This is a genomic window from Actinocrinis sp., from assembly GCF_035938995.1.
Taxonomy (GTDB): domain Bacteria; phylum Actinomycetota; class Actinomycetes; order Streptomycetales; family Catenulisporaceae; genus DASZGI01.
Genome location: NZ_DASZGI010000297.1, coordinates 1 through 26,183, shown reverse-complemented (window position 1 = coordinate 26,183; position 26,183 = coordinate 1). Strand labels below are relative to the sequence as shown.

The following is a 26,183-nucleotide window of genomic DNA, read 5'->3' as shown; positions in this document are numbered from 1 at the left end:
ACCGCTGCCATCGTCGCCGAGCAGAAGGACGCGCCGGGTGCCTTGGTCCGCCACCACAAGTGGGCTCGCGCCGCTGGCGGCGTCGTCGGCGAGGGCGAGCGCCTTGGGCGTAACGGCGCTGAGCATGAACGTCGCAGACGCAGCGAGCAGGGTACGGCGGCTGGGCCTGGGCAGGGACAGCGTACAAGTGGGCAGGTGCATGGGCGAGGGGCCTCTCCAGGCAGCGTGCCGCCAGATGGACGGCGCGGCGCCTGCGCTCGGTTGACCGACCTCTCCCGTCTAACCCATGCCGCTCACCAGCGGACGGCCACACGCCGGACCGAGACGGCATTTCTAGGATATTCACCCATACACAGCATCAGATTTGCATCAGATAACGTTGCTGGCGGCTCGCCAAATGCTCGCGGCCATCCTCACTCCGCGAAACTCGCAGCACGGGCGGATCAGCGGATCGGCGGATCGGCGGATCGGCGGATCGGCGGATCGGCGGATCGGCGGATCGGCGGATCGGCGGATCGGCGGATCGGCGGCGGAAGTCTAGCCAGCAAAGTGCGCGGCGCGAGTCCGGCAGCGGGGAAGTACCGCCGGACTCGCGCCGCGAGGTTGCGCCGGTGCAGTGGCTTGTTGGATGCCCGGGCCCATCTCGTGCGAGCTAAGACGACCGGTCGTTTTAACTGGTGCTGACCGCAGTAGCGGACGGGCGCGGTGGCCCGTTGGATGCCCGCGTCCGTCCCGCGCCTCCGGGAACTAAGACGACCGGTCGTTTTAACCGGTGCAGGCCGCAGCAGCGGACGGGCGCAGTGGCGTGTTGGGCGCTCGGGTCCGTCCTGTGTCTGCGCGAGTTAAGACGACCGGTCGTTTTGACCAGCGCAGACCGCAGCGGCGGACGGCGGTGCGCTGGCCGACGGACCTGTCCGCGCCTCCGGGCGCCAAGACGACCGGTCGTTTGGGCCGCGCGGCGCCGCCGAGGACGGTCGCGCGTCGGTCACTCAGCCGCGGCGAGCGCGGCTCGGGCCAGGCCGGCCAGCCGCAACAGGCTGTTGCCGGTCCACATCGAGTAGTGGTCGCCGGGCACGGTCTGCTCGGTCAGGTTGGTCGCCACCTTGGCCCAGTGTGTGTACCTGGCCGGCGACTCCGAGGCGACCAGGTGGAGCACCGGGCCGTCGTATGGCTCAGCCACCTCGAATCCGTACGACGCCTCGACGTGCGCTTTGAACACCGCGTAGCGCTTTGCCATGAGGTCGGCGTCCAGTTCGGCCGGCAGCGCGCCCGTTTTCTCGGCTGCGGCGAAAAGCTCCTCGGCTCCCGCGGTCGGATGCCCGGCGAGGACGCGGTTCAGCACCGCCGGAGACGCCTCCACGGTCGCCAGCGTGTCGAGGAGGAACCGCCGCGCGATCTCCTTCTCCGGCGGCAGTTGGGCGGCAGCCTTGGGAACGCTGGCGTCGACCAGCACGACTTGGCGCACGCGCGCCCCGGCCGCGGTGAGCCGTCGCGCCATGTCGAGCGCGATGACGCCGCCGAGCGACCAGCCCAGCAGCGAGAAGTCGCCGCTCGGCCGGAATTCCCGCAGCGTGTCGACGTATTCGGCGGACAGCGCGGGCAGCGAGCGCACCGGTTCCCGGTCGCCGTCGAAGCCGGGCGCCTCGATTCCGTACACCGGCCGGTCGGCGCCGAGCTGCCAGGCCAGTTCGAGGTATGAGTAGGCCGAGCCCGAACCCCCGTGCACGCAGAAGAGCGGCGTCGCGATGCCACCCGGGTTGAGCGGGACGATGCGCTGCAGATCGATCATGTCAGTGTCCTACTTCCTTTGGATCTTCGAAGCCGATCGGGGTCAACGGGCGGGCTTGCCGTCTGCCGCGTTCAGTTCGTCGACGAGGCTTTGCCAGGCGCCGAGGCACGAGGTTGCGAGCTCGACCACCTTCGGGCGCAGGTGCGGCGGCACCGCTTCGACGATTCGCCGCCACTCGGGTTCGACGGTCGCGTGCCCCTCCACCAGGCGCAGCAGCATGCGTGCGGCTTCCTTGGAGCGGAACGACGGGTCCGAGCGCAGATGCCTGATCGTCGAACCCTGCTCACGGAGCGGCATGACGACGCGGACGCGGCCGCTGCCGGTTCGCGCCGTGGAGCTCTTTCGCCTGCGCGGCAATGGATCCTCGCCGCGAAGCACCCGCGCCCGCACGTTGCTCGCGGTTCCCGGCGAAATGCCGGCCGCCTTGGCAATCTCACGCAACGAAGCACCCGGATTGCGCGCGAGGAACTCTGCGGCCAGCTTGCGTCCCTCGGCGGCGTCCAGCGGTCGGCTGCGTCCGTCACGCCCGACGCGGTCGTTCAAGTGGGCGGCGTCGCCGGTTGAACGCCGGACCGCGCCGACCGTCTGATGGGCGAGGCCGGTGACCGCCGCGACCGCACGATCTGACCAATGCTGATGGGTGAAGATGATGCGCGCCGCGGCAGCCTTGCGGTCGGCGAGCGACAGGGGCAGGCCGTGGCTGATGTTCAGCTCGACGCCCAGCACGAACGCGTCGTTCTCGGTCCCGTCGAAGAACACCGCGGCGATCTCGGTCTCGCCGCGGCGCTTCGCGGCGTTCACCCGGTGCGCCCCGTCGATGACGCGCATCGTCGTGCGGTGCACGATGACGGGCGGCAGAAGGGCGCCGGATTCGGCGAGGGCGAGCGCGTGGTCGTCGTTCTCCCCCGTCAGCCGCGGCGAGTCCGTACCACGCAGCGAACTGAGCGGCACCGTCACCGCGGCCCGCAAGTCGAGCACTCCGGATGAGAAGAACCGCAGGCCTGCGGCGGAGTCATCGCGACCGTCAGCCCCCGCATAAAGCTGAGGCGATTCCAGTCTCATCCGCCCGTTCCTCCTGGCATTCGTCGCTCGTGCGGTACGTCCGGCTTGCTCGGGATGGCGCGCCGGACGTACCGCTTGACCAGGACAAACGTATTTTGCGTGAGATCGCGTAGCAATGCGGGATTCTACGGAAAACGGAGCGCGGGACGGCCCGACCGCGGCACTCCTCCGCGTCGCGGCGCCGGTCCCGGCTTACGCGGCGAGCCGCCGAGCGACGGCGGCGCGGGACGGCGCGCCCAGCTTCGCCAGGATGCGCGACAGGTGGCTCTCCACGGTGCGCGGGCTCAGGAACAGCCGCTCGCCGATCGCCCGGTTGCTCAATCCTTGCGCGACCAGCTCCGCGACCTGGAGTTCCCGCGTCGAAAGCTCGTCGGAGACGACGCGGCGCCGCGGCTGACGCGCCGCCAGACTGCGCAGATCGCGCGCCGCGGTCCGGCTCAGCCAGTGGGCGCCGCAGGCGGTGAACAGCGCACGGGCGTCAGCGATCCGCCTGCCCGCAGCTCTCGCGTTGCCGAGCTGTTCCGCCGCCTGCGCGGCTACCAGGTGAGCCTGGCCCTGGAGGATTGACATTTCGGCGCGGCCGAACGCCTCCGCAGCCGCCGCAGCGTCAAGGGCAGCACCCGACGGGTTTCCGTCCGCAGCCTCGGCACGGGCGTGTACGAGCTGCGCGATGCCCAATTGGCCGGGCAGCGCCCACCACTGCGCAACCCGCACAGCCCGCTCGGACCAGTACCGGGCCTGCGCGGTCCGATCCGCGGCGAGCGCCACCTCGGCCGCGAGCGCATATCTGGTCGCGAGCATCGGGTCACTGCGCTGCTGCGAGTTCAGGCCGAGTCGCATGGCGATCGGGCCGATAACCGGTCTACCCGTCTGGATCTCGACGTCGAGCAGATCGGTGACGACGCTAAGCCGGGTCCACTCAGCCGTGGGGAGCGGCAGTGCGCGTGCGGCTTCCGCGAGATCGCGTACGGCTTCCGGCCCTGACATCCAAAGTGTCGCGCGCAGCTTGACGGCCACGGCAGGAGCGGCCACGTCGGGCACGCCGATCGCGGCGCCGACCTCCTGAGCATCGTCGGCGGAATCGATCGCGTCCTCAAGGCGTCCGAGTCGAATCAGCACGCTGGCCTGCGCGGCGTAAAGGTGCGGAAGCGCGTACGTGTGCCGGTGCGACCGTGCCACTCGGACGCCGCGTTCAAGGTGGCGCATGGCCTGATCGTGTTGCTCGAGCAGGTGGGCAGACCAGGCGGCGGCTGGCAGCGCATTGTCGAGGATCGCGCACAGCTGCGAATCGGAGAGTGCGCTGAGACGAGTGTCAGCCTCGGCGAGACAGTCGAACGCGGCCTCGCGGTGGCCACGGCTTGCTGCCGCGAGGGCAAGGAGGGCGCTGACGGTCGCGGCTGTTGTCGGGTCGGCTCGATCGCCATGCTGGACGAGGCGGCGAGCGCGCCGAAGCCCTTGCGCTACACGACCTTCCACGAGATCGAGCGTGGCTCGCTCGACATCGGCCGGACCATTAATACGCTGCGACGCCAGCAGCACGCGGGCACTCGCCAGCCGCCCGCGCATCCGCTCGCAGCGCACCAAGTGGACGAGCGCGTCAGGCGCCGCCGCAGCCGACTCCCGGAGCGCCTCATGCAGGGCGTCTGCAGCTCGTGCTAGCTCTCCGGAAGCGAGAAGTGCCTTTCCGAGCAGAACCCTGAGTCGCGTGACGAACTCGGACGGGACTGCTCTCAGCGGGACGATGTCGAGAGCCAGTGCGGCCCAGCGCGCGCTGGTCGGCGGTGCCGTGGCGAGAGCAAGTTCGGCGGCCTCGGCCAGTTCCTCGGCCGCGCCGACGTCGCCCCAGCGCAGTGCGTGCTCCAGGTGCCGGGCTCGCACAATCGTGGGCGCGTCGGCCGAGGCAAGGTGGCGGAAAGCCCGTCGATGCGCGGAGAGCCGCCACCCGGCGCCGGATAGACGGTAGGCCGCGGCGCGCAGAAGCTGGTGGGCAAAAGCGAACGTGCCCGCGCTGGCGCTCATCACGCCGCGCTCCACCAGCCGGTCCAGCGCCTCGAGCACTACAGACTCGGGCAGTTGCGCGACGACCGCCACCAGGTCAGGGGCGACGCGTGCCCCGGCTACCGCTGCGGCGCGGGCGACGAGGCGGTCCACCTCCGGCAGCCCGTTCACCTCGACGCCGAGACCGTCGAGACCGGGACGCAGCGTGTCGTCGTCGACGGGCAATTCTTCAGCGCTAATCGCCTCGACTGCTCCGATCGGCATCGCGGCGAGCAGCGACAGGTACAGCGGATTTCCCGCGCTCGCCTCGAGGAGCAGCTGCCGATGGGAGGGGCGGGCACAGGGCACCAGCAACCCCACGTCGCCGCTTGTCAGAGGCGGGACCCGGACGCGCAGGATCGAAGAGGACGAGATTTCGAGCGCGCGCGCCAACCGCGGCGGGCACAGGCCGGAGCGCAGCGACATTACGAGGGTGACGGCGGCGTACGGCGGCCGACGCACGAGGAAGTCGATGAGGCCCAGCGACGCCTCGTCGGCCCAGTGCACGTCGTCGAGGAGGACGACAAGGGGCGCGCCGCGACCGAGTCCGTCGCGCAGCCGGCGATACAGCCGATACTGCTCGAGATTCGAGACGGCCGGTGTCATGGCGAGAGCGGCGAACTCGTGACCGTCGTCTCCGAGCTGGTCGATCATGTCGAGGAAGGGTCCGAACGGCACCGCGCGCTCGACCTCGCCGGCGTGGCCCGTCAGGACACGCATTCCGCGCTGCTCGCTGCGACGCGCGAATTCACGCAGCAGGCTGCTTTTCCCGATACCGGCCGGCCCCTCCACGAGAGCGGCCCGGAGAGTTATGTCGCGTCGGTCGCGGAGCCGTTCGAGCAGCGCCAACTGGTCGCCGCGGCCTATGAATTCCGCGAAGCCGTCCTCCCTTGGCGACGCCGCGGGCGGGCGCCCCGCGGCGGCCCGGGCGGCGACGTCCACGTGCCCACCTCCGCAAGCAGCGCCTGCTCGGACAGACGCAACGGATTGGGCATCGTGGACTGCTCACCTCGAAGGCTGATCGAAGTCCACTCAATCGGCTGAAAGATCCGATATTCGTCTCAACCCAGGGTGAACCTCCGTCGTCTCTCTGGGCAAAGGGGTCGCACTGAACAAAGGAACGGCAATGATGACCAACAAGTCGGCGATCTTGACGACGGCGGCAGGCGCAGCACTGGCAGTCACACTGCTCGGTGCCTGCGACCCGGTCACCTCGTCGAGCGCGAACGGGGGCTCCACGACTACGCCGTCGACGAGCGGCTCGTCGACCGGCAGCGGCACCGGCACCAGCGGCGGCACGACCGGCGGGAACTCGTCCGGCGGTGGCTCGGGCGCCACCGGCACGAGCGGGTCGAGCGTGCCCCGCTGCCACACGACCGACCTGACCGCCAGCTTCACGGTCGTGAAGGGCAGCGCCGGTGCGGGCAACATCGTGTACAACATCGACCTGAAGAACACGTCGTCGCAGCCGTGCACTGTCTACGGATACCCCGGGATGCTGCTGCTCGACGCGAAGCACGCACCGCTGCCGACGAACGTCCAGCGCAGCACGATCGTGGCGAAGACCTACGTCACGCTGATTCCGAACGGCGATGCCTCGGCGTCCGCGAGGTTCTCGCCGGACATCCCCGGCCCGGGCGAGCCGACGTCCGGGGCTTGTGAACCGACCGCCGCGTTCACCGAGATCACCCCGCCCGACGAGACCACGCAGTTGGTGACGGCAGTCGGCCCGCCGACCTCGGTCTGCGAGCACGGCGGCATGCAGGTCTCAGCGTTCGTGCCCGGCGCGACGGGACCCGGCGAGGGCTGAGAACGCCGCACGGGAGTGGAAAACGGGTGATGGGCAGGCGGCTGACGCGGGGTCAGCCGCCTGCTCCGTCGTCGTACCAGTCCGCGACGCCCGCACTCGCGCGCTCAGCCCTCGAGGCCGAAACCATGGCGCAATTCACCACTCGTCCCCCGCCCGTCAACCCCTCGAACCAACCCGCGACGCCTCCGCCCGCGCCCAGCCCTCAAGCCCCAAACCGTCGCGCCAGTCGCTACCCGCGGCCGCCCATCAACCCTCGCATCAGCCCGCGACGCCCGCGCTCGCGCGCCTAGCCCCCAAGCCCCAAACGATCGCGTCGGCTCGCCGCCTGTGCCCCGCCCTCCAGCCCCCACGCCTCGTGGGCACCCGCTCAACTCGCCCTCCCCACGCCCCCTACTCAAATCGGGCAAACGACGCTTGACAGTTCTGATTGGTCAATCAATAATAAAGCGTGGAGTTGACCAGCGCCGAGCGGCGCGAGCAGGTGATCGAGGCCGCGATCCATGAGTTCGCCGAGTACGGCTACCACGCGGCTAAGACGGCTGCGATCGCCAAGCGCGCCGGGATCTCCCAGCCGTACGTCTATGCGCTCTTCGACGACAAGAAGGCCCTCTTCATCGCCTGCCAGCAGCGCGTCCGCGAGCAGATCATGGACGCGTTCAAGTCGGCATCGCGCCCGGCCGACACACCGCACCAGGCGCTCGCCGCACTCGGCGCGAACTATCTCGCCGTGCTGATCAACCCCGACGCCCTGCGCTGCCAGTTGCAGGGGCACGCCGCCTCGGCGGACCCCGAGATCCGCAAGCACATGCGGGAGGGGTTCATCGAGGTCTTCGACCTGGTCCAGCGCCTCACCGGCGCGGACCGGGCCGCCGTCACCGCGTTCATGGCCACCGGAGCACTGCTCAACGTGAGCGCGGTCCTCGAACTGCCCGACGAATACGCCGTCGTGTCCTAGGGCTGCCCGCGAGAGCCCCAGGCCTGGTGCCTTTTTTGACCTGCTGCTTGATTGGTCTATCAATCAAGTCTGGTCGAGACAACCGATACCCACAACCGACGCGGAGTGAAGCCATGCCTCGTCATGCGGACGTGCGCGCCCGCAACTCACCGAAAGGAGATCCCTCATGGCCGGCTTACCGACCATTACCGACTATCCACTCCCAACGGCGGACACGCTTCCCGCCAACACTGTCGAGTGGGCCGCGGACCCGGGGCGGTGCGTGCTCCTCTTCCATGACATGCAGAACTACTTCCTCAACGCGCTGCCGCAGCCGCTGCGCTCCGAGCTCGTGCACAACGCGGCACTGCTGCGCAAGCGGTGCGTCGAGCTCGGCGTTCCCATCGCGTACACCGCGCAGCCGGCCCGGATGACGTGGCGCGAGCGCGGCCTGCTGCAGGACTTCTGGGGGCCGGGCATACGCGACGAATCAGAGGACTTCGCCGTTGTGGCCGAACTGGCTCCCGCTCCCGGGGATTGGTTGTTCACCAAGTGGCGTTACAGCGCCTTCTTCCGTAGCGACCTTCGGGAGCGGATGTGGGAGAGCGGCCGCGACCAGCTGCTGCTGTCCGGCGTCTATGCGCACGTCGGAGTTCTGATGACGGCCGTGGACGCCTTCACACAGGACATCCGGCCCTTCCTCGTCGCCGACGCGATCGCCGACTTCTCCGAGGCGGACCACCGCTTGGCCCTGAACTACGCCGCGCGCCGCTGCGGCATGGTCGTCTGCGCCGACGACGTGTTCGGATAACCGTGTCTGCTTCAGCACCGGTGCGGCTCAAGAAGTCCAAAGCCTGGCCCAGGGCGGGTCATCCGTGCGTGATGTGGAACTCGTTGCCGGCGGGGTCGACGAATTCGCCTGGGTTCCGGTCCCGGTCGCGGTCGGTGATTTCCAGCCGCAGCCGATTGCGTCCCGTGCTCGACGCGACCGGCGGTCCCATCACGAGTGAGAGTGGGCTGGTCTGGCTAGGACGCAGCCGCACGCCCCATGGGTGGTGCTCGACGTGGGGCCAGCCTGTCTGCGCCTGCCAGAACTCTGCTTGTGCGGAGAGGTCCTCCTGGGCCGTGTCCAGGCAAATCGCGGAGAGCCCCGCGTCCGAAAGCACACCGGGATGCCCAGGCCGCAGGACGCAGAACTCGTTGCCCTCCGGATCGGCCAGCACGTCCCAGGGCACCTGCCCCTGGTCGATGTCGGCCCGCCTCGCGCCCAATGCCAGCAGCCGGTCCACCTCGCGTTTCCAGTCCGGACCGCCGGCCAGGTCGAGATGGAGCCGGTTCTTGCCCGACTTCGGCTCTCGCGTCGCGGCGAACCGCAGGCGGAGACCGTCGGTGCGGCCCTGCGTCGCCGCACGCCAGAAGCGCTCCATCGCCGGTACGTCCAGCGCGTCGATCACGATCCCGCTCAGCATCCCCGCTCCCGAAAGCACCCGTGGTCCTCACAGTGTGGGCCACGGGTGCCCGGCTGCGGCTAAGCGGCAGGAGGACGTGGCGCGCCGGTCGGATTACTGAACAGCCCGGTCGGTTCGCCGACGGAAGTCAGCGGAGCCGCGATGTCTTCGAGTGACCTCTGCTCGGCATCGACGCCGAGCCAGGCCTCGATCAGCCCTCCGGCGAGCATGACCGCGGCGCCGATCAGGTATCCGATGAACAGCTTGGAGTGGTGTTCCAGATAGCTGGAACTCTGGGTGCTGGCGTTCCCGATCAGCTTGCCGTAGAACCAGGGGCCGAACGAGCCGAAGCACTGGGCGATGGCGAAGAACACGGCGATGGCCTTGGCCCGCACCTCGACCGGGAAGATCTCGCTCACGGTCAGGTACGCCGCGCTCGCCCCAGCCGAGGCGAAGAAGAAGATCACACACCAGCAGATCGTCTGGGTCAGCGCGCTCAGCAGCCCGGCGTGGAACAGGAGCGCGCTCCCCGCGAGCGCCACCCCGGCGATCAGATAAGTGCCCGAGATCATCACACGGCGGCCGACCGTGTCGAACAGGCGCCCGAGCAGCAGCGGCCCAGCCAGGTTGCCGATGGCGAAAGCCATGAAGTAGTACGCCGTGTTGCCGTTCGCGACTCCGTAGATCTTGGTCAGCACCAGGGAGTAGGTGAAGAAGATCGCGTTGTACAGGAATGACTGCGTGATCATCAGCGACGCGCCGAGCACCGACCGGCTCGGATATCGCCGGAAGAGCGTCTTTGTGAGCGTCCAGTAGCCCATGCTGTCCGCGGGCAGGATCTCGATCGCCTTCGACTCGTCGACTGGAGCGAGCGTGCCGCCGCTCTGCTCCACCTCCCGTTCGATCCGGGAGATGGCTTCCTCGGCTTCTTCGACGCGGCCGCGCATCACCAGCCAGCGCGGACTCTCTGGGAGGTTGCGCCGCACGAACAGGATGACCAGGCCGAGCACCGGGCCGAACAGGAAGCCGATCCGCCACGAGTAGCTGACGTTCAGGTGTTTGATCACCGCGATGGTCAACACGGAGGAGAGGAAGGCACCCGCCCAGTACGTCCCGTTGACTGCGATGTCGATGCGCCCTCGATAGCGCGCCGGGATCAGTTCGTCGATCGCCGAGTTGATGGCCGCGTACTCACCGCCGATACCCATGCCCGCGATGAACCGGGTGATGTTGAGGTAGACGACCCAGCCCTCGCCGCGACCGAACGTGAGCGCGCTCAGTCCGCCGCCGAGCAGGTAGACGCCAAGGGTGATCATGAAGAGGTTGCGCCGGCCCCACCGGTCGGAGAGGTTGCCGAAGACCAGGGCGCCGAACACCTCGCCCAGCAGGTAGATCGTGCCGACGGAGAACGCCACGGAGGCGTTGCTCATGTTCAGCGCGCTCGGTTCGGTCATGTACGAGGTGACGGTGCTGGCGATGCTCACCTCGAGGCCGTCGAGGATCCATGCCACGCCGAGGGCGACCACCATCCGGGTGTGGAACCGCGACCAGCCGAGCCGGTCGATGCGTGCGGGTACCAGGCTGCGGATTCCTCGGCTTCCGGTTGCTTCCTGAACGGCCATACGGGCTCCCTCGACCGTGATGCCGGCTGTTGTGGGAGTGCGGATTCCCTCAATTCTCCGGACGGAAACGGTCTATTCATCTGAAGGCGGCGAGTGGATCGCCAAATGCGCGAAGCGGTCGCCGACATCCATCCGGGGCATGCAGCCCACGGCGCCCCCATTCGCTCGTATGGTCTAGCAGCAGGCTGACGAGCTGGCGTTATGAGAAGGTCGGAAGGTCTGATTCGGCGAGTAGGGGAGGCAGCAGGGATGGGCCACGCGCTTCGCGAAGACGTCCGGCTCGCCGTCTACGACTCGTTCCGGCGCCGCGGCCGCGCCCCGTCTGTCGACGAACTCGCCGCGACGGTGGCATCCGACCCCGAGCGGGTGCGGGCGATGCTGGACGCGCTGCACGCCTCGCGTGACCTGGTCCTGGACGGCGGCGACAAGGGCCGGATCGTCATGGCGCACCCGTTCAGCTCCGTTCCGCTCGGCTCCTCGGTGATGGGTCGCGCGACGCTGTGGTGGGGCGGCTGCGCGTGGGACTCGTTCGCGATCCCCCATCTGGTGCCGGAAGAGCCGAGCGTCCTGGTCGCCACGACCTGTCCGGCCTGCGGCGCTGCGCTGGCCTGGGTCGTCGGGCGTGAACACGCGCCCGAGGGGCCCGAAGTCGCCCACTTCCTCACTCCGGTGGCGCGGATCTGGGACGACGTGGTCCACACGTGCGCCCATCAACGGCTGTTCTGCTCCGCGGACTGTGTCGAGGACTGGCTGGCGCGCACCGGCCAGCCGCGCGGATACGTCATGGACCTCGCGACGCTGTGGCGGTTGTCCGAGGGCTGGTACAGCGGCCGCCTCGACCGCGGCTATCGCAGGCGGGAGCCGACTGAGGCCGCGCAGTACTTCCGGAGCGTGGGCCTGCACGGAGCCTTCTGGGGATTGGCCGACCCCGCGTAAGACCGCGAATGATACGCGTCGCCACGGGTCGCGTTGGGTGTGGGAACGCGGCTCAGGAACTTCCGAAGGCGCCGGGACCTCGTGGTGTACGCACTGGGGAAGCCGGATGCGCTGCCCGCGCATGTGTCGCGCTCTGGTCGCGCTTGACGGGCCTTTTAACCAGATTCGGCACTATCCTTCCCACAGCGTTTCAATGCGCTGTGTGCACCGGGTATCGCATCGGGCGAGCGGTCGCGGTCGCTTCTCGGAGGGGAAGGATCTTTCCGCCGTGTGCGAACTGTGCGCCAAGTACCTCAGCCTGGTCGACGAGCACCGGGTGCTCGTCTCCCGATTCCGGATCGACCGGCTTTCCACGCGCGAGCGCGAGGTGTTCCTGCTCATCGGCCTCGGGCTCTCCAACGCCGACCTTGTCAAGCAGCTGCAAATCAGCGAGCGAACCGTCAAGGCGCACGTCTCGCGGATCCTGGCCAAGCTGGGTCTCTCCCGCGTTCAGGTCGCCACGATCGCGGCCGCGTACCGCGCCAAAATGTGTACCTGAGTACATCGTCACCGGTGTGTCCGCGTGCTGAACTGAGCGGTGCTGCCCACCAGCCGTCCCGCCGCCGCTGCCCTTCGCCGCGCGGGATGGCGCTTTCGTTCGCGCCTGCGGACCCACACCTCAAGGACGGTCTTCGTGCTCAAACACGGTCGAACGGGCACGCCCGGCGCGCCCGCTTCGAAGCAGGGGACGGTCAGCCGACGCACGGTTCTCGCCGGTACCGCCGGTGCGAGCGTCCTGGTCGCCCTTCCCGACGTGCTCGTCGCGGCGCCCGCGCGGGCCTCCGTATCCACCGCGCCGAACCCGGACTTGGCCACTGCCCCGGCGCACTTCTTCCTCTACGGCTCGATCGGTCCGCTCTCCACGCCGAATCTGCAGGGATGGCGCCCGCCGACGGTCCGCGGCGCGGCGCCGCCCGCCCCGCGCGTGGTCGGCTCCGGGATCGCGGCCCGACCGGCGCGTTCCGCCGACGGGACCACCGTCGCCTTCCCGACGGTCAGCACTGCTCCCGGCGTCGCGTCGGTCACTCTGACCTTGGTCGACGCAGCCACATCGACCATCGAGACCAGCGCGACGCTCGCCTTGCCCGGCGTGCCTGCCGACGCCAGCGTGCTCGTGCGGCCGGTCTTCGCCGGATCGGCGACGGTCGCGCTGGTGGTCGCCGTCACCGTGCCGACGAACTGGCATACCTTCCGCAAGGCCGCGCCCGACGGTCCCGCAGTGACCACGCCGTCGGCCACGTGGACGACTCATCACGTGCTGGCCTACCTCGACCGCGCCTCCGGGATGTTCGCGGGTCCCTTCGACCTGGCCGACGCACCTTCGCTGGCCTGGACGGATGCCGCCGCGGACGCGAACCACCTCTACTTGTGGACGCTCCGCGAGCCGGCCGTGTCCGTCGGCACCAAGCAGAAGCCGCTGCCCGCCCCGCCGACCCGGCTGCTGACGTTCCCGCTCGGCTCGGGCAAGCCGAGTCGCGCGGTGCGCTCCGCCGGGGCGTGGCCGAACGGCGCGACCGGGCTGGTCCTGGCCACCGGGGACGTCGCGCGCGTCGCGGAAGGCCGCGACCTGGAGGTTTATTCGCCGCGCACCGGCACGTCCACGCGAATCGCCTTCGCGGAGCTGCGGCTCGAGTCGGCGCGGGCCGGCGCGACCACTGTGCACGACCGGCCCGACGGCACGCTGGTGATCGCGAACGCCGCGTTCGGCCGGGCGCTCGTCGTCGACCCGGCCGCGTCGTTCCGGACCGTGACGGTGCTCGACTACCCGCGGCCCAAGGTCGCCCTCGGCGGTCCCGACGCCAAGACGGCCCTCTCCCCCGACGGCGCGGTGCTCTACACCCTGGGCTCGGCGACCGCGGGGGGCTTGAGCGCCTACGAGATCGCCACCGGCGACCTGGTCGCGACCTCCAGCGACGGCGCCCACTTCTCCGGCGTCTACCAGCTGCCCAGCGGCACACTGCTGGCCGTCAACGGCAACGACTCCGGCTCACAGCTCGGCTTCTTCTCCCCAACCCTGGCCCGCCTCGGCGCGAGCAGCACCGACATGTACGTGGCGGAGGTGTTCTAGAGATGGCCGGATTCGACACCGCCAGCACCGTTCAGAGCCAGGTCCCCGCGGCCATCGACGTGTGGGGCGCGCCCGCGTTCTGGGTGCGGTACTTCTCCCCGTGCTACTTCACCTCGCTGAGCAGCGACGCGGTGAGCGAGTGCGACGCGATCTGGAACGGCAACAGCGGCTCTCCGCACCTCGGCGCGGTCAGCACCCCGACCCAGTCCCGCCTCGACGGGACCGGCGCGGAAGGACAGGCGGACGCTCAGACGTACGTCAGCGCCCTGATCAGTGCGTACACGACGGTCGTGCCGCTGCAGCTGCCCGCCAACGGCGCCCTGTTCTGCTGGCTCGACCAGGAGGCCTCGACGTCGCTGAGCCTGGGCTACTGGAACGGCTGGGCCGGATACATAAACGGATATGCGTACGCCGGCGGCCACCCGTTCCACGCGGCGCTGTACTGCAACCCGTTCGCGGCACCGCCGAACTGTTCGATCATCGACAGCCCGTCCGCGGATCATTGTTACGCCGTGTGGTCGAGTGAGCCGCTGAGGTGCTCCAACAGCCTGGGCAGCCCGCCGGCGTGGGCCGCGGAGTCTTGCTCCAACGTGACGACATACCTCTGGCAGTACTGGGACGAGGGAATTTGTTACAACACGAACGCGAACGTCGACTTAGATGTCGGGCACCCGAACACCAATTACAGTTCCTATTGCTTCTATCTCAGCTCGAAGCCCTGAGAACTGCGCCGGTGGGCGGAAATGGACGGTCATGGCGGGACGATCGAGGTCCGGGCGATCGAGAGCCGCGTGCCTGCTGACGGCTGCCGTCACACCGCTGGTCCTGGCGGGCGCCGGCTGCGCGAACATCACCGTGCAAAGCCAGGCACCCGCGTCCTCAGCACCGGCCTCCTCCCCCGTGGCGACGTCCCCGGCGGCCGCCGCCCCCTGCCGGACCGCCGAGTTGAAAATCGCGCTCGGTCCCGGCGGGGTCGCGGCCGGCACCTGGGCGGCACTGCTCGAGTTCACCAATCAGGGGAAGGCGGCGTGCACCATCACCGGGTTCCCCGGGGTCGCCGGGGTCACCGCGGCAGGAGCGGCGACCCCGGCGACGGAGCGGTCCGGCACCATGGACGGGCTCGACACCACGGGCACCCCGCGAGTGACCCTCCAGCCCGGTCAACAGGCGGCCAGCGATCTCGCCGGAAGTGACAACCCGTCGAGCGGCGACTGTCCGCCGCCGTATACCGAACTACAGGTATCAGCACCTGGCGACTCCAGCGCGGTGACCATTCCCGCCTATCTCTCCGAGCTCTCCGGGCACCTGCCCTCGTGCAGCACGCTCGACATCTCGCCGATGCATCCGCTGGCCGACTTCGCCATATTCGGGCAGTGAGGCCGTGCCGGCCGCGTTCCTCTCCGGCGCCGTTCTGGCCTGCGGCGCGCTGCTCGTCCTTTCCGGCGCGGCCAAGCTGTGGCGGGTCATCGGGCGGGCCGACGGCGGAGGAGCGATCCGGGCGGCGCTGCGCATCAGCCCTCAGCGATGGCGATTCGTCGAGCTGGCCGCGGCACTGACGGAGTCAGGCACCGGCTTGGCAGTGTGTACCGGCTTCCGTCCGGCGGTCGCGGGCGGGGCGATGGCGGCTCAAGGCGCCCTGTTCAGCGCGACACTGGCCTACGCCCGCCACACCAAGGCGACCGGCGGATGCGCGTGCGTGCTGCGCCCTAAGGACCCTGACGCGACGATCGGCTGGCCAGTCCAAGTCCGCGCGGCGTGGCTGCTGGCCATCGGCTTCCTTGACGCCGCCCTCCGGCTCCCCCGGCCGTTGCCACCGGGCACGTGGATGGCAAGCGCGCTGACCAGCGGCGTCGTGCTCGCGGTGATGCTGAGCGCCGAGCGTCCGTGGCGCACCCCGCGCTGTGGCCGCCGGCTCTGGTCGCCCAGGCGCGACACCGTCCGAGCCCTGATGCGCCACGGCGTCTTCGAGGCGATGTCCGCCGCTGCCGGTCCGTTCGCCGACGACTTCGCGCACCGCCGCGACGGCTGCGTCGACGAGTTCTGGTTCACCCCTGCCGCGCGGGCGAATTCGACTGGGCGCGCCGTCTCGTTCCGGGTCAGCCGTGCGACACCAGGCGGGGCGCTCGCCGTCGAAGCCCGACTCGAGACGGTGTGCGTCGATACGGTGCGCGTCTAGGGGTAGGCAACTGCCTTCAGACCGGCGAGATCGAGCACTGTCACCGAACGGTACTGCGTCAGCACCATGCCGGCGTCGCGGAGGTGTCGCAGAGTCTTGTGCACGGTCGGTTCGGCCGCGCCGGCGAGCGAGGCCAGCTCAGGCTGGGTCAACCAGCGGATCACCGAGCGGTTCCCGTCCAGATCACCGTACGAAACGGCCACCTGGTAGAGGACCCGGGCGACTCTGGTCGGCACATCGCAGCCGCTGAAGTCCACCCGGCGGGCGCTGGCGAGCCGCAGCTTGCCGACGACCGCGCGGTTGACCGCGAACGCGACCTCCGAGCTGCCGCGCAGGCAGTCGAGAAACTCGTCGTGCTTGACGAAGCGGGCGACCACCGCGCCGCACGTGGTCACGGTCGCCGAGCGCGGGCTGTCGTCGATCGCCGCGAACTCGCCGACGAGGTCCCCGCCGGCCCGGATGGCAAGCAGCGCGGTCCCTCCGTCCGGCGTCGTCCCGGTCGCCTTCACCGCGCCGTCGAGCAGGATGACGACGAACCGCGACCGCTCGCCCTCGCGAATCAGCGTGCGCCCGGCGTCCGGGTACTGTACGGCCGTGCCGAGCTCCAGCAATTCGTCCCGTGCACCTTCAGAAACGCTGCCGAGCAGACTGCCGGGCGGCCACCGCCGACGGCCTTGCGCCTTCTCCACCGAGCCCCGCCGCATCGATTCCACGCACGACCACCGCCCCCCACATGCGATTGAGCCCCCTCCCCGGCACGTTACCCATCGTAGCGGCGACCGTCGAGGAAATCTGGGTTCTTCGAAAGATGCCGCGGGGGCGCGGATGGCATCGGCATGCCGACATCCGCATAAACCCGTACCACGACGGGGTCAGCTCGGTGAGAGATCTGCAACAGTGTGTCCCGGGGGAGCGATACCCGCGGCCCGTTTGTTTGCGCTTCGCAGTGAACCGCGACGCCGAGTTCCGCGAAAGGAGTACCCGTGGACGTGCGCCAGCCCACGGTGCGCCGGTTGTGTGCCGCCGCGTCCGCCGGGCCGGCCGGTCTGCTCGCGCAGGCCTGCCAGCCGGGCGACTTCGACCGCTGGTTCGTCCAGACCGATTGCAGACGCGGGGTGGAGCTCGCGTTCGCGCCGCCCGGCTGCGACGAGCCGGCGGCGATCGGCGACCTCATCATGGTGCTGCGCCGTCTGGTCGCCGACGGGCACCACGGTCCCACGCGGGTCACCGCCGCCTTCCACGTCGGCATGACGACCCTGGACGAGCACGGCTTCGGCGGCGCGGCGGTGGACCGCGTCCACGCCATGGTGGAGGAGTTCGCGCCGCCGATCCCGACGATGTCCGCGGATGCGGGCCGCGGACTGGCCGTCGTCATCTCGGCAGGCCTGTTCGAGGACTTACAGGGCGAGGGCATGCCGCGTCTCGGCTGGCGGTACGCGGCGGGGTCGAACGCGTGGCTGCGCGTGTACGATCCCTTCGCCCCGATCGCGCCCCGGCGACATTTCGCGCACGACTCGGTCGACGGCGCGTGGTGAGTCGATCAGCCGTAGGCGCGGTTCGCCCAGGCTCAGACTCCGGCTGAGGCGGTCGCGGAGGCCGACGCGGCCCCGGCCGCGATCACCGTGGCGACCAAGGTTCCGTTCGCCTCCCGCCGCAGCCGCGCGACGACGTCGGCGCCCGCCACCAACTGCCCGCGGGTGAACGGCCGCGCCGCTGTGCCGAATCGCGTCGTCGGCAGGATCCGCACGGTGACGGCTGTGCCGTTCGCCGCCGTGGCGGTGAAGGAGTCGGTCCCGACGGTGGTCACTGTCAGCCGAGCGGTCGTGATCCTGCCGCTCTTGGCTCCGTTCAACGCGCCGGGCGTGGGTGTCGCGGTCACCGCGGGAGACGACGCGGAAGTCTGCCCGCCGGACGGCTGCGTGATCGCGTACGCCCCGGCGCCGAGGCCGACCACCAGCACGGCGACACTGCCGAATATCAGCAGGGAGCGCTTTCGCCCGCGCGCGTGACCTGCGCCGGTGGGCGCCGCTGCCGCGTACTCGAAGGCGGGCGCAGGCAGCGGAGGCGGGAACGCCGCAGCGTAACCATCGTCGACCGCGCCGTACTCGCCCGCAGGCTCGGCCTGCGCGGTCGGCAGCACTGCTGTCGGCTCGCTGAGGTACTCCGCCGGGAACGGCTCGGTCGGCGCCTGCTCCTTCGCTCCCTGCGGCCGGAACGCCTCGAAAGCGGCGAGCGGCTCCGGTGCGTCCTGGGTCTCGCCGAACGGATCGTTCTCGTCGTGATCGGACACGGGTTCCTTCCCGGGTTGGTGGGCCCTTGCGGGCAAGTTCACACCGCGCGGTGTAAGAACGCCGTCAGGGCCCGCCTTGCACGTGCTCTCGATAGAGGCGATTCCAGGTCAGCGCGTCGCGGCGCCACGCCGCACGGCTGAGGTGGACGAAGACACAGGCCTCGTAGTCGCGGCGGGCCGCGACGTCCGCCGCGTCGGCGGGGATCTCGTCGGACACGACGCGCACCCATTCGGCGGTCTGCTGCCACCAGTCGGCGCGCGCCGCCCGCGTGGTCGGGTAGCCGCCGACCCGCGCGCGCAGCCCGTCGACATGGTCCGGTCGCGCCGCCGTCGCCGCCTGGGAGCGGAACCGGCAGCGGTGGGCGCAGCCCTGGCACTCGGGGAAGGGCGCGATCGCCGCGTCCACCTCGCGGTCCGACGAAGCCAGGACCCTGAAACGCTCGGCGAGCGCGGTGTCGTCCGCCAGCGGCGCGCGCCCGGAGCCGGTCCGCGCGTCGTCGGCGCGAACCAGCGCCGGGCGGTCGAGTCCGTCGTGATGGACGAACGCGGTGAAGGGCTCGAGCGTCGCGGCGGCCCGCTCCTGGTCGGGCGAGAAGCGTATGGCGGCGCCGATCAGGGCCCGCTCATCCTGCGCCGCGAGCCGGTGCACGATCTTCAGGTTCGAGTTCTTGTACGCGTCCTCGACCAGGCGGCCGGGCAACTGCTCGACGAAGACCAGCCCCTCGCCGTATTTGTGTCCGTCCGCGAGGGTGGCGGCGAGCGTCCGGGCCGCCCGCGCCCGCGCGTCCCCGTAGCCGTCGGCCCGGCTCCCGTCGCCACCGCGCGCCGGCCGGGCGAGCAGGCGATGGGCCTCCTCGAGGACGGTGACGTGCTCCAGCCCGCCCGTGGTGCGCCCGGCCTTCGCGTATCCGGTGACCGCGTGCAGAATCAAGGCCGTGAGCAGCGCCTGCTCCCGCTCGTCGTCGCCGACCTCGGCCAGCTCGATCACCACCGGACGGCCCAGCAGCCGCTCGAGGGGATACGACCTCTCGCAGTCGAGCGTGCCGGCGCAGGCGCCCTCCATCAGGGCGAGGACCCGTAGCCGCGAGCCGGCCAGGATGTTCGCCCGCTGATCGGCGGCATATTCGAGGTCTTCGGTCTCCCGCACCATCTCGGCGGCGAAGTCGGCGAGCGTGGGCCAGCTGCCCCGGTGCCGCTGCCCCGAGGTCTCGGTCGGGAAGATCCCGCGGCGCGCGTACGCCGACCGCATCGCCCGGGTGTAGAGCTCGGGCAGCGGATCTTCGAGGCCGTAGACGGCGTCGAAGCACGCGACCAGACCGCTGATATGACTGCCGACGCGTACGCCCGGCGGCACCTCGAAGGGGTTGAGCCGCAGCGGGGCGACCGCCTCGTTGCCGACGGTGAAGACCAGCAGATCCTCGAGCCCCGGCCGGGTGGCGAGCCAGCGATAGTCGTCGAGCGTCGTGTTCGCCGGCTCCAAGACCAGGAACGGGACGCGATGGTCGCGCCAGAGCTGTTCGCAGAGCGAGAGGACATCGTTCGTCTTCCCTGACCCGGCGGCGCCGACCACCACCGTGTGCCTCGCCAGATCGTCGAGACCGATGCCGAGCGGTTGGGTGGGGCGGCCGCCCACCAGTTGCCGGCCGAGTTCGACGGCGCGGCCGGTCGTGGAGAAGTCGGTCAGGCCGGCGATCCTCGGGCTGCGGACGGGGAATCCGGGCATGGTGCCGTGCGCGGCGAGCGGCAGGCGCAGCGCGGCCGCGGCCTCGCGCACGTCGGCCAGTTCCGCGAGCAGCCGCAGCCCGGGCGGGACGGCCACCGGCAGCATGCTGAGATACTGCGCATCCCACCGGAGCAGATCCAGTGTTCTGATGTTGGTCCAGGCGGCCTCGAGCTCGGCGGGTCCGACCGGCCGCACCGCGCAGTGCGCCGCGCCCTGGAAGGTGGCGGTCAGGGCGCTTTCTCCGGTGGGCCGCTCCGGCGGCGAGATCGTGCGGCCGAGCAGTTCGGCGAGCGACTCGGGCAGCGGCGCCGGGGAGGCCAGTGTCACCCGGAGCTTGAAGGCGTGCGCCGCGTATCGCCGGGCCGCGTCCGCGAATAGCCGCGCGGCGTCGATGGCGAAGGCGTCGGGCGCATACCGCGCGCCCGAGCTGCCGAGGTCGGCGTGGTAGGCGCCGGGGCTGGCCAGCCGACCGTACTGGGTGGCCAGCGCGTGCAGGAGTCGGCTTAGTTCGGCGGGCACCGCGTAAGGTTCGAGCGCGACATCGAGCAGCAGCCGCTCGGGATGCGCCGCCATCGCCTGCCACATGGGTTCCCAGGACGCGGCGGCGACGGTGAAGGGCTCGATGACGAGGTAGTGTGCGACCCCTGCGTCAGGCCGGTTGGGTGTGCCGGGGCGGATGCGTTTGCGGATGTCGACCAGGCCGGCCGGGTGCGGCTGGAAAGGGGCGAGCCAGCCGCCGACCGACGCCGCGTCGCCGGCCTCGCCGCCGAGGACGTGCTTGGGCAGCGCCGCCATCCGCTCGCGCAGCCGCCGCGCGGCGCTGATCGTCAAGTCGCGCTCCGGCCCCTGGACCCGGCCGAGCAGCACGCAGCGCATCGGCCGGCCGGGTTCGGTGATGTAGCGCAGCGCGAAGCGGCCGGCGTCGGCGTTATCCCACTGCCCGGCGAGCCACGCCGTCTCCGCCGCAGATGCCTTCTCCAGTCGGTCGCGGTCGGGCAGCGCGGCGTATTCGAGCGTCTCGGTGAGATCGGCGGCGGCGTCGATGCCGACCGCGACCCACGCCCAGACGCCGCGGGCGTCGGCCGCGGTCAGCACCCCCTCGCCGGCCATCTCAGTGCTGGACCGGCGGAGTCGGCTCCGGAGCGGCGAAAGCTTCGGGCGCGGGGCCTTGAGCGGGGTATGCGGGGGCTGCGTCCGCCTGGCCGAAGTCGGGAACCGGTGCGGGACCGGGAACCGGAGCGGAACCAGGCGCCGGGGCGGCGTAGGCGTGCGGCGGCGGGGCCTGCCCGAAGCCGGGAACCGGAGCCGGGGCGGGTGCGGACCCGTAGCCGACCGATCCGCTGGGCGTCGGCGCGTCGAGGTCCTGGATCGGCACGTCGTGGCCGAAGGTGGCCACGAGCGGCACGTCGATCCCGCGGATCGCGATGTCGACGCCTTCGCGGGCCGCGTAGTGCAGCGCCTCGCGCATGGCCCGGATCTTCTCGGTGCGCAGCATCTGGCTGATCAGGTCGGACCGCCCGAAGACGCTGCCGATCGCGTCCTTGAGGAAGGTGAAGATCAGCTGGTAGCCGCGGCGGTTGCGGAACATCAGCCAGCCCACGTAGAGGCTCGTGCCGTACGGGAAGACCGAGACGTATGCGGTGTATCCGCGCTCGGCGATGACGAGACGGTTGTTCACCGCCTCCTGTCCGAGGATGTCGCTGCGCACGCGCAGCGCGACCGGGCTCAGCGGAATCTGGCGGCGGCGCAGCGAACCGTAGATCGCCGCGTAGGCCGAGGTCGCGGCGGCGGCGCGCTCCTCGATCATGGAACGCCACTCCGCGATGGGCTCCTGGGTGCGGGTGAACAGCATGGCGAACCAGAACAGCAGGAACGCCAGGATGGAGTCGATCTTCAGCAGGCTGGTGTCCACACCGCCGCCGGCCGAGTTCGAGAACGAGCTGAGGTTCGTGATGAGCCAGATCACGAACAGCACCATCCAGAAGATGATGGAGATGCCCGCGGCGCGCACGTAGAGCCAGACCAGCGCGAGCCGGTTCACGGACTCGTCGAGCGCGATCTCCATCGGCTGGAACTTGAGCGACTGGGTGCGGTAGGCCATGTCGCCACTGGTGGCGGCGGCTGCCCAACCGTCGCCGACGGCGGGCATCTGGGTTGGCAGGGTCACGTCAGTGTTCTCCCTTGCTTTTGGGTGGTGAAGATCCGCGTTCCGGCGCGTCGAGGGGGGCGGCCACAGTGCCGGAACGGGAACGGGTGTGGGCGGCCGGAGCCGCCGGGCTCAGAAGTAGTTCGACAGGGTGACGGTGATGTTGGAGCCGTCGGCCGTGGCGTATCCGGACACACCGAACTGGGTCTGACCGGTATTCGTCTGCTGCGTCCCACTGAAATCGGTGTAGGTGTCGGTGTACTGGACCACGCCGTCCTGGTTCTGATCGGTGATGTCGACCTGGTCGTCGGCGCTCGGATTGGCCGCGGGCGCGATCGTCGGGCTCGGATACGTGGTGATCGTCCACTGCACGCTGTCGTCCGAGCCGCCCTGGAACACGCTGAACGGGCAGTTCGGGGGCGACGGGCTGGTGCTCTGCGCGCAGGCGTCCAAGGCGCTCTTGATCTGTGCCTGGATCGCTTCCTGGGCTCCGGGCGCGAGCGCGGGGGCCGGGAAGGTGACGTTCAGGGTGGCCTCCCCGAGCGATCCGGCCGCCCCGGGGGTCGCCGCCTGCGTTGCGCCGGCAAGCAGCGCGGTACTGCTCAGCGTCGCGGTGTAGGCGCCCGGGAAGACGGACGCCTGGACCTCACCGGTCCCGGCCGCGACGCCGTTGACGCTGACGGCCTGGCCGGTGCCGTCCTGCACATCGAGGTTCAGGAACGGATTCTCGAGCAGGAACGCGGAGGCGCTTCCGGACGGAGCGTTCACGACGTCGATCGTCTGAGACATCGAGACGCCGCCGGCCTTGTAGGAGACCTGCACGACGTTGAACGCTTGGCCGCCGAACGTCGCGCCGTGCACGGTCGAGTTGACGGTGACATCCGTGGGCCGGGTGTTCGCCGCGCGCAGCACCGCTGCGGAGCGCAGCTGCCCGAAGGAGGTCGGGTCGGAACCGAGCAGGGAATCGCCCAGCGTGCTCTTGTCCACGAGGGCGAGAGCACCGGCGGTGTCGTCGTTTGAGAGGTCTGTGAAGTACTGCTGCACGGTGGACGCAGCTGACGGCGGCGCGGGCTTGAGCACCTCGTAGGCGACAAGACCGCCGGCCGCGAGCACGATGACGCCGCACACCGCGATGACAGTTCTGCGCCGAGGCTTCCCCCACTGGCGCCGGATCTGCTCCGGGCCGGCGATCAGGACCTGCGTACGCTCCGGCCCGGCAACCATCGGAGGACTCTGATAGATGGGCAACTGGACCGTGGCCGCGGCCGCCTGCTCGGGCGGTCCGCCCGGCAGATCCGGCACTGCGGCGAAGGCGACGGTAACGGATGCAGCAGGAACGCTGGCTGCGACAGGCGCGCCGACCGCGACGGTGACCGCCATCGCAGCCGGCTGACGCGCTTCGATCACTCCGAGGCCGCAGTGGGGACAAGTGCCTCCGAAATCCGGGGGCAATGGTCCGCCGCAGAGGTAGCAGAAATCGCCCACCGTACCCCCCAAATAAGTGCGTGCGCGAAAAGAACGCCCCTTGCTTGTGGGCGTCGAAAATTGGTGCGAATAACAGTTGCGGGAATCCGCCTCTCTTTTGGGCGGTACCCGCGATTCTGGAAGCTACACCAGGTCAGCGCAGGCAGCTGGCCACAATCTGGATTCCGTTATGATTCCGTTGCCGCGGCTGGTCGTGCGGCGATGCGAGGGGGTTTGGTGATTCGTCAGGAAACGAGGTGCCGTGATGGCATCCGTTGACTCTGCGCGGGCCGAGGGGCGGAGGCTGGCGCTCGTGATCGCCAATGGCGTATACGAGCCGGATTCCGGACTCACCGCGCTGCGCGGTCCGGAAATCGACGCGCGCCGTCTGTCGGCAGTGCTGGAGGACCCGGTGATCGGCGGCTTCGCGGTGGACGCCGTGATCGATCGGCCGTCGTCCGAGGTGCGGTCGAAGCTGGAGGTTTTCCTCGCGGAAGCGCGGCGGCACGACTTGGTGGTCGTGTACCTCTCCTGCCACGGCCTCCTGAGCAAGCGCGACCAGACGTTGTACTTCGCCGCGCTCGACACCCGTCGCGCGGCCCTGAGAACGACGGCGACGCAGGCGCGCTTGCTGACCGACCTGCTCGACGAATGCCGCGCCCTGCGCAAGGTCCTCATCCTCGACTGCTGCTATAGCGGTGCATTCGCCAGGGGCGCCAAGAGCGGCGGAGTCGACGTGGGCGCCGAGCTGATCGGAAGCGGGCAGGGCCTGGTCGTGCTCACCTCGTCGCGCGCCGTCCAGGAGTCGTACGAGGACGAGGGGGAGGACGGCGCCTTCACGTCCGTGTTCACGGCGGGGCTGGTGGACGGGCTGAGCACCGGCGAAGCGGACCGCGACCGCGACGGCTGGATTTCCCTCGACGAGGCCTACCACTACGCTCGCGAATACGTACAAGAGCGCCGCCCCGAGCAGAACCCGCAGCGTTGGATGGTCGAGGCGGAGGGCGTCATCTATCTAGCGCGCAGCACTCGCGCGGCGGACCCGGTGAGCAGCGCGCAGGCCCGGACGGCGAGCACGAGTCCGAGGCCTGTTTCGCCTGCGCCGCCCAGGCCAGTTGCGAGTATCCGCCTCACGCGTGTCATGACCGGGCATCGGGGCCATGTTCACGACAACGCGTTCAGCCCGGACGGCGCGCTGCTCGCCACAGTCGGCGGTGACGGGACGGCGCGGGTGTGGGACTGCGCCACGGGTGATCTCAAAAATTCCGCGTTGATACTGAGCCCACTGATGGCTGTCGCGTTCAGTCCCGACGGCTCCCAATTCGCTACCGGGGGCGTCAGTACATCAGTGCATATGCGGCACGCGCACGACGCCGGATTCGCCGCGGCCCTGAAGGGGGCGTCAGACGCCATTCGCGCCCTTGCATACAGTCCGGACGGCGCGCTCCTCGCCGCCGCGTGCGAGGACGGGACCGTCTGCCTCTGGGATCCACGGACCGCCCGGACGACACGCACTTCGGAGACCCGTTTCGGCCCGGCGAGCGCGATCGCGTTCAGCCATGACGGACAGACGTTGGCTGCGGCGCGCGGCGACGGCGATGTGCTCATATGGAATCCAGCCAGTGGCGCACGGCTCCAGCAGCTGACCACGGACGGCGATGAGACGCTCGGCGTGGCGTTCGGCGGCGACGGCACTCGATTGTTCATCGGCGGCCGGGGCATCGTCGAGGTCTGGGATCCCGGCGCCGCACACCGAGTTGGCGAGCTGGTCGCCCCCGCACCCTCGCTCGCGGTGTCCGTACAGGTGAGCCCAAACGGCCAACTCGTCGCCGGAGCGGGCGAACGGGGCGAGCTATGGCTCTGGGACGCACTTAAGGGCGACCTCCTGGCGACTCAGGATGCGCACACTGGCGGCGCGTCGGCCGTCGCGTTCCATCCGAAAGGGCGAATGCTCTGCACCGTCGGAGCCGATGCGCGAGTATGCCTTTGGGAGCTGTCCGCCACCGGCGGATGACAGTCCGGCGACCCGGTTGGCGGTCCGCTCGGGCCGCGAGGGAGGGAGTTCTCGTGGGTGACACGGACGCGGACGAGGTCGTCGTGCAGGTGCTCAGCGCCGAGGAGGACGACGAGCAGGACGTGCGCCAGCTCACCGCCGCGTTGCGCTCGGAGTTGTTGCGGCTGGACGTCGAGGACGTCGAACCGGTCGACGCCGCCGACGTGCCGGAGGGGGCGAAGGGGCTCGAGACGATCGAGGGCCTGCTGCGCGTGACGGGCATCGCGCTCAGCGGTCTGAGCGGCGTTCTCGGCGCCTTGTTCCAGTGGGCTCGGCGCACCGAGCGCTCCGTCACCATCGCGGTCGGGGACAAGTCGCTGACCCTGAGCTCGGTGACTCCGGAGCAGCAGGCTGAGCTCATCGAGGGCTTCCTCGCCACGCTCAAGGCTTGAACTAACCCGCGCTTCCCCGTGCCGATGCGCAGTTCGGTGGCCGAATCGCCGATGTTAGCTGTTGGGCGGGCGTTGCCGCGTCGTGGTGATCGAGAGTTCGCGTGTGGTCGCGCTTGTGGCCGGGGCTGGTCGGGTCGATGCTGGCTGGGTCGATCGCGGTCGACGTCGACGCACTATGGTGCGGGCGAGCCCGT

General features: G+C 69.9%; 22 protein-coding genes. 12 read left to right on the top strand and 10 right to left on the bottom strand.

What is annotated here, in order from left to right; all coding sequences use genetic code 11:
- Window positions 1–985: 985 nt before the first annotated feature.
- The 3 genes from VGZ32_RS20580 to VGZ32_RS20570 all read right to left on the bottom strand — a co-directional run bounded on the left by VGZ32_RS20580 (window position 986) and on the right by VGZ32_RS20570 (window position 5,830).
- Complete coding sequence (locus VGZ32_RS20580) at window positions 986–1,789, bottom strand: alpha/beta fold hydrolase (protein WP_326887749.1); 804 nt, start codon at window positions 1,787–1,789, stop codon at window positions 986–988.
- A gap of 42 nt (window positions 1,790–1,831) precedes the next feature.
- Window positions 1,832–2,740 (bottom strand): ParB and winged helix-turn-helix domain-containing protein, encoded by a 909-nt coding sequence (locus VGZ32_RS20575; RefSeq protein ID WP_414642571.1) that lies wholly within the window; start codon window positions 2,738–2,740, stop codon window positions 1,832–1,834.
- A 303-nt stretch (window positions 2,741–3,043) separates the two neighbouring features.
- Window positions 3,044–5,830, bottom strand: a complete 2,787-nt coding sequence (locus VGZ32_RS20570) for an ATP-binding protein (RefSeq protein WP_326887747.1) — start codon at window positions 5,828–5,830, stop codon at window positions 3,044–3,046.
- Window positions 5,831–6,014: 184 nt separating this feature from the next.
- On the opposite strand from VGZ32_RS20570, the gene VGZ32_RS20565 reads away from it, so the two are divergent.
- The 3 genes from VGZ32_RS20565 to VGZ32_RS20555 all read left to right on the top strand — a co-directional run bounded on the left by VGZ32_RS20565 (window position 6,015) and on the right by VGZ32_RS20555 (window position 8,443).
- Window positions 6,015–6,698, top strand: coding sequence for a DUF4232 domain-containing protein (locus VGZ32_RS20565; protein WP_326887746.1), 684 nt, complete (start codon window positions 6,015–6,017; stop codon window positions 6,696–6,698).
- A gap of 448 nt (window positions 6,699–7,146) precedes the next feature.
- Entirely contained in the window at window positions 7,147–7,653 is a 507-nt protein-coding gene (locus tag VGZ32_RS20560) for a TetR/AcrR family transcriptional regulator (RefSeq protein WP_326887745.1), read from the top strand.
- 166 nt (window positions 7,654–7,819) lie between these two features.
- Entirely contained in the window at window positions 7,820–8,443 is a 624-nt protein-coding gene (locus tag VGZ32_RS20555; RefSeq protein WP_326887744.1) for an isochorismatase family protein, read from the top strand.
- A 58-nt stretch (window positions 8,444–8,501) separates the two neighbouring features.
- Here the strand turns inward: VGZ32_RS20555 and VGZ32_RS20550 are convergent, their stop codons facing one another.
- Both VGZ32_RS20550 and VGZ32_RS20545 read right to left on the bottom strand, forming a co-directional pair.
- Window positions 8,502–9,101: a VOC family protein gene (locus VGZ32_RS20550; RefSeq protein ID WP_326887743.1), complete on the bottom strand. Its 600-nt coding sequence runs from the start codon at window positions 9,099–9,101 to the stop codon at window positions 8,502–8,504.
- Between the two features lie 59 nt (window positions 9,102–9,160).
- The gene (locus VGZ32_RS20545) at window positions 9,161–10,702 is read right to left on the bottom strand and encodes an MFS transporter (RefSeq protein WP_326887742.1); all 1,542 of its coding nucleotides are present in this window, start codon (window positions 10,700–10,702) and stop codon (window positions 9,161–9,163) included.
- A gap of 249 nt (window positions 10,703–10,951) precedes the next feature.
- Here VGZ32_RS20545 and merB point away from each other — a divergent pair, with 249 nt between their 5' ends.
- From merB to VGZ32_RS20515, 6 genes are all read left to right on the top strand, one after another.
- Window positions 10,952–11,638, top strand: coding sequence for an organomercurial lyase (merB, locus tag VGZ32_RS20540; protein ID WP_326887740.1), 687 nt, complete (start codon window positions 10,952–10,954; stop codon window positions 11,636–11,638).
- A 268-nt stretch (window positions 11,639–11,906) separates the two neighbouring features.
- Window positions 11,907–12,176 (top strand): response regulator transcription factor, encoded by a 270-nt coding sequence (locus tag VGZ32_RS20535; protein WP_326887739.1) that lies wholly within the window; start codon window positions 11,907–11,909, stop codon window positions 12,174–12,176.
- Window positions 12,177–12,311: 135 nt separating this feature from the next.
- Entirely contained in the window at window positions 12,312–13,745 is a 1,434-nt protein-coding gene (locus VGZ32_RS20530; protein WP_326887738.1) for a hypothetical protein, read from the top strand.
- A 2-nt stretch (window positions 13,746–13,747) separates the two neighbouring features.
- Entirely contained in the window at window positions 13,748–14,467 is a 720-nt protein-coding gene (locus tag VGZ32_RS20525; protein ID WP_326887737.1) for a hypothetical protein, read from the top strand.
- A gap of 31 nt (window positions 14,468–14,498) precedes the next feature.
- Window positions 14,499–15,122: a DUF4232 domain-containing protein gene (locus VGZ32_RS20520; RefSeq protein ID WP_326887736.1), complete on the top strand. Its 624-nt coding sequence runs from the start codon at window positions 14,499–14,501 to the stop codon at window positions 15,120–15,122.
- 4 nt (window positions 15,123–15,126) lie between these two features.
- Window positions 15,127–15,921, top strand: coding sequence for a hypothetical protein (locus tag VGZ32_RS20515; protein WP_326887735.1), 795 nt, complete (start codon window positions 15,127–15,129; stop codon window positions 15,919–15,921).
- On the opposite strand, the gene VGZ32_RS20510 is transcribed toward VGZ32_RS20515, so the two are convergent.
- Complete coding sequence (locus VGZ32_RS20510; protein ID WP_326887750.1) at window positions 15,918–16,625, bottom strand: Crp/Fnr family transcriptional regulator; 708 nt, start codon at window positions 16,623–16,625, stop codon at window positions 15,918–15,920. The two genes, VGZ32_RS20515 and VGZ32_RS20510, sit on opposite strands and share 4 nt — an antisense overlap.
- Window positions 16,626–16,904: 279 nt before the next feature.
- Between VGZ32_RS20510 and VGZ32_RS20505 the strand changes: the two genes are divergently transcribed.
- Window positions 16,905–17,456 (top strand): hypothetical protein, encoded by a 552-nt coding sequence (locus VGZ32_RS20505; RefSeq protein WP_326887734.1) that lies wholly within the window; start codon window positions 16,905–16,907, stop codon window positions 17,454–17,456.
- A 32-nt stretch (window positions 17,457–17,488) separates the two neighbouring features.
- Here the strand turns inward: VGZ32_RS20505 and VGZ32_RS20500 are convergent, their stop codons facing one another.
- The 4 genes from VGZ32_RS20500 to VGZ32_RS20485 all read right to left on the bottom strand — a co-directional run bounded on the left by VGZ32_RS20500 (window position 17,489) and on the right by VGZ32_RS20485 (window position 23,460).
- Window positions 17,489–18,211: a hypothetical protein gene (locus VGZ32_RS20500; RefSeq protein WP_326887733.1), complete on the bottom strand. Its 723-nt coding sequence runs from the start codon at window positions 18,209–18,211 to the stop codon at window positions 17,489–17,491.
- A gap of 64 nt (window positions 18,212–18,275) precedes the next feature.
- On the bottom strand, window positions 18,276–21,044 hold the full coding sequence (locus VGZ32_RS20495) for an ATP-binding protein (protein WP_326887732.1): 2,769 nt from the start codon (window positions 21,042–21,044) through the stop codon (window positions 18,276–18,278).
- Window position 21,045: 1 nt separating this feature from the next.
- Window positions 21,046–22,101: a hypothetical protein gene (locus VGZ32_RS20490; protein WP_326887731.1), complete on the bottom strand. Its 1,056-nt coding sequence runs from the start codon at window positions 22,099–22,101 to the stop codon at window positions 21,046–21,048.
- A 111-nt stretch (window positions 22,102–22,212) separates the two neighbouring features.
- Window positions 22,213–23,460 (bottom strand): hypothetical protein, encoded by a 1,248-nt coding sequence (locus tag VGZ32_RS20485; RefSeq protein ID WP_326887730.1) that lies wholly within the window; start codon window positions 23,458–23,460, stop codon window positions 22,213–22,215.
- A gap of 349 nt (window positions 23,461–23,809) precedes the next feature.
- Between VGZ32_RS20485 and VGZ32_RS20480 the strand changes: the two genes are divergently transcribed.
- Complete coding sequence (locus VGZ32_RS20480) at window positions 23,810–25,558, top strand: caspase, EACC1-associated type (RefSeq protein ID WP_326887729.1); 1,749 nt, start codon at window positions 23,810–23,812, stop codon at window positions 25,556–25,558.
- A gap of 53 nt (window positions 25,559–25,611) precedes the next feature.
- A complete protein-coding gene (locus VGZ32_RS20475; protein ID WP_326887728.1) occupies window positions 25,612–25,989 on the top strand; it encodes a hypothetical protein in 378 nt (125 codons plus the stop codon).
- Window positions 25,990–26,183 lie beyond the last annotated feature (194 nt).

Coding starts and splice junctions, on each gene's coding strand:
- VGZ32_RS20580 (WP_326887749.1), bottom strand. CDS start 1,789: ATGATCGATCTGCAGCGCATCGTCCCGCTCAACCCGGGTGGCATCGCG.
- VGZ32_RS20565 (WP_326887746.1), top strand. CDS start 6,015: ATGATGACCAACAAGTCGGCGATCTTGACGACGGCGGCAGGCGCAGCA.
- VGZ32_RS20555 (WP_326887744.1), top strand. CDS start 7,820: ATGGCCGGCTTACCGACCATTACCGACTATCCACTCCCAACGGCGGAC.
- VGZ32_RS20550 (WP_326887743.1), bottom strand. CDS start 9,101: ATGCTGAGCGGGATCGTGATCGACGCGCTGGACGTACCGGCGATGGAG.
- VGZ32_RS20545 (WP_326887742.1), bottom strand. CDS start 10,702: ATGGCCGTTCAGGAAGCAACCGGAAGCCGAGGAATCCGCAGCCTGGTA.
- merB (WP_326887740.1), top strand. CDS start 10,952: ATGGGCCACGCGCTTCGCGAAGACGTCCGGCTCGCCGTCTACGACTCG.
- VGZ32_RS20525 (WP_326887737.1), top strand. CDS start 13,748: ATGGCCGGATTCGACACCGCCAGCACCGTTCAGAGCCAGGTCCCCGCG.
- VGZ32_RS20520 (WP_326887736.1), top strand. CDS start 14,499: ATGGCGGGACGATCGAGGTCCGGGCGATCGAGAGCCGCGTGCCTGCTG.
- VGZ32_RS20510 (WP_326887750.1), bottom strand. CDS start 16,625: ATGCGGCGGGGCTCGGTGGAGAAGGCGCAAGGCCGTCGGCGGTGGCCG.
- VGZ32_RS20495 (WP_326887732.1), bottom strand. CDS start 21,044: ATGGCCGGCGAGGGGGTGCTGACCGCGGCCGACGCCCGCGGCGTCTGG.
- VGZ32_RS20485 (WP_326887730.1), bottom strand. CDS start 23,460: ATGGCGGTCACCGTCGCGGTCGGCGCGCCTGTCGCAGCCAGCGTTCCT.
- VGZ32_RS20480 (WP_326887729.1), top strand. CDS start 23,810: ATGGCATCCGTTGACTCTGCGCGGGCCGAGGGGCGGAGGCTGGCGCTC.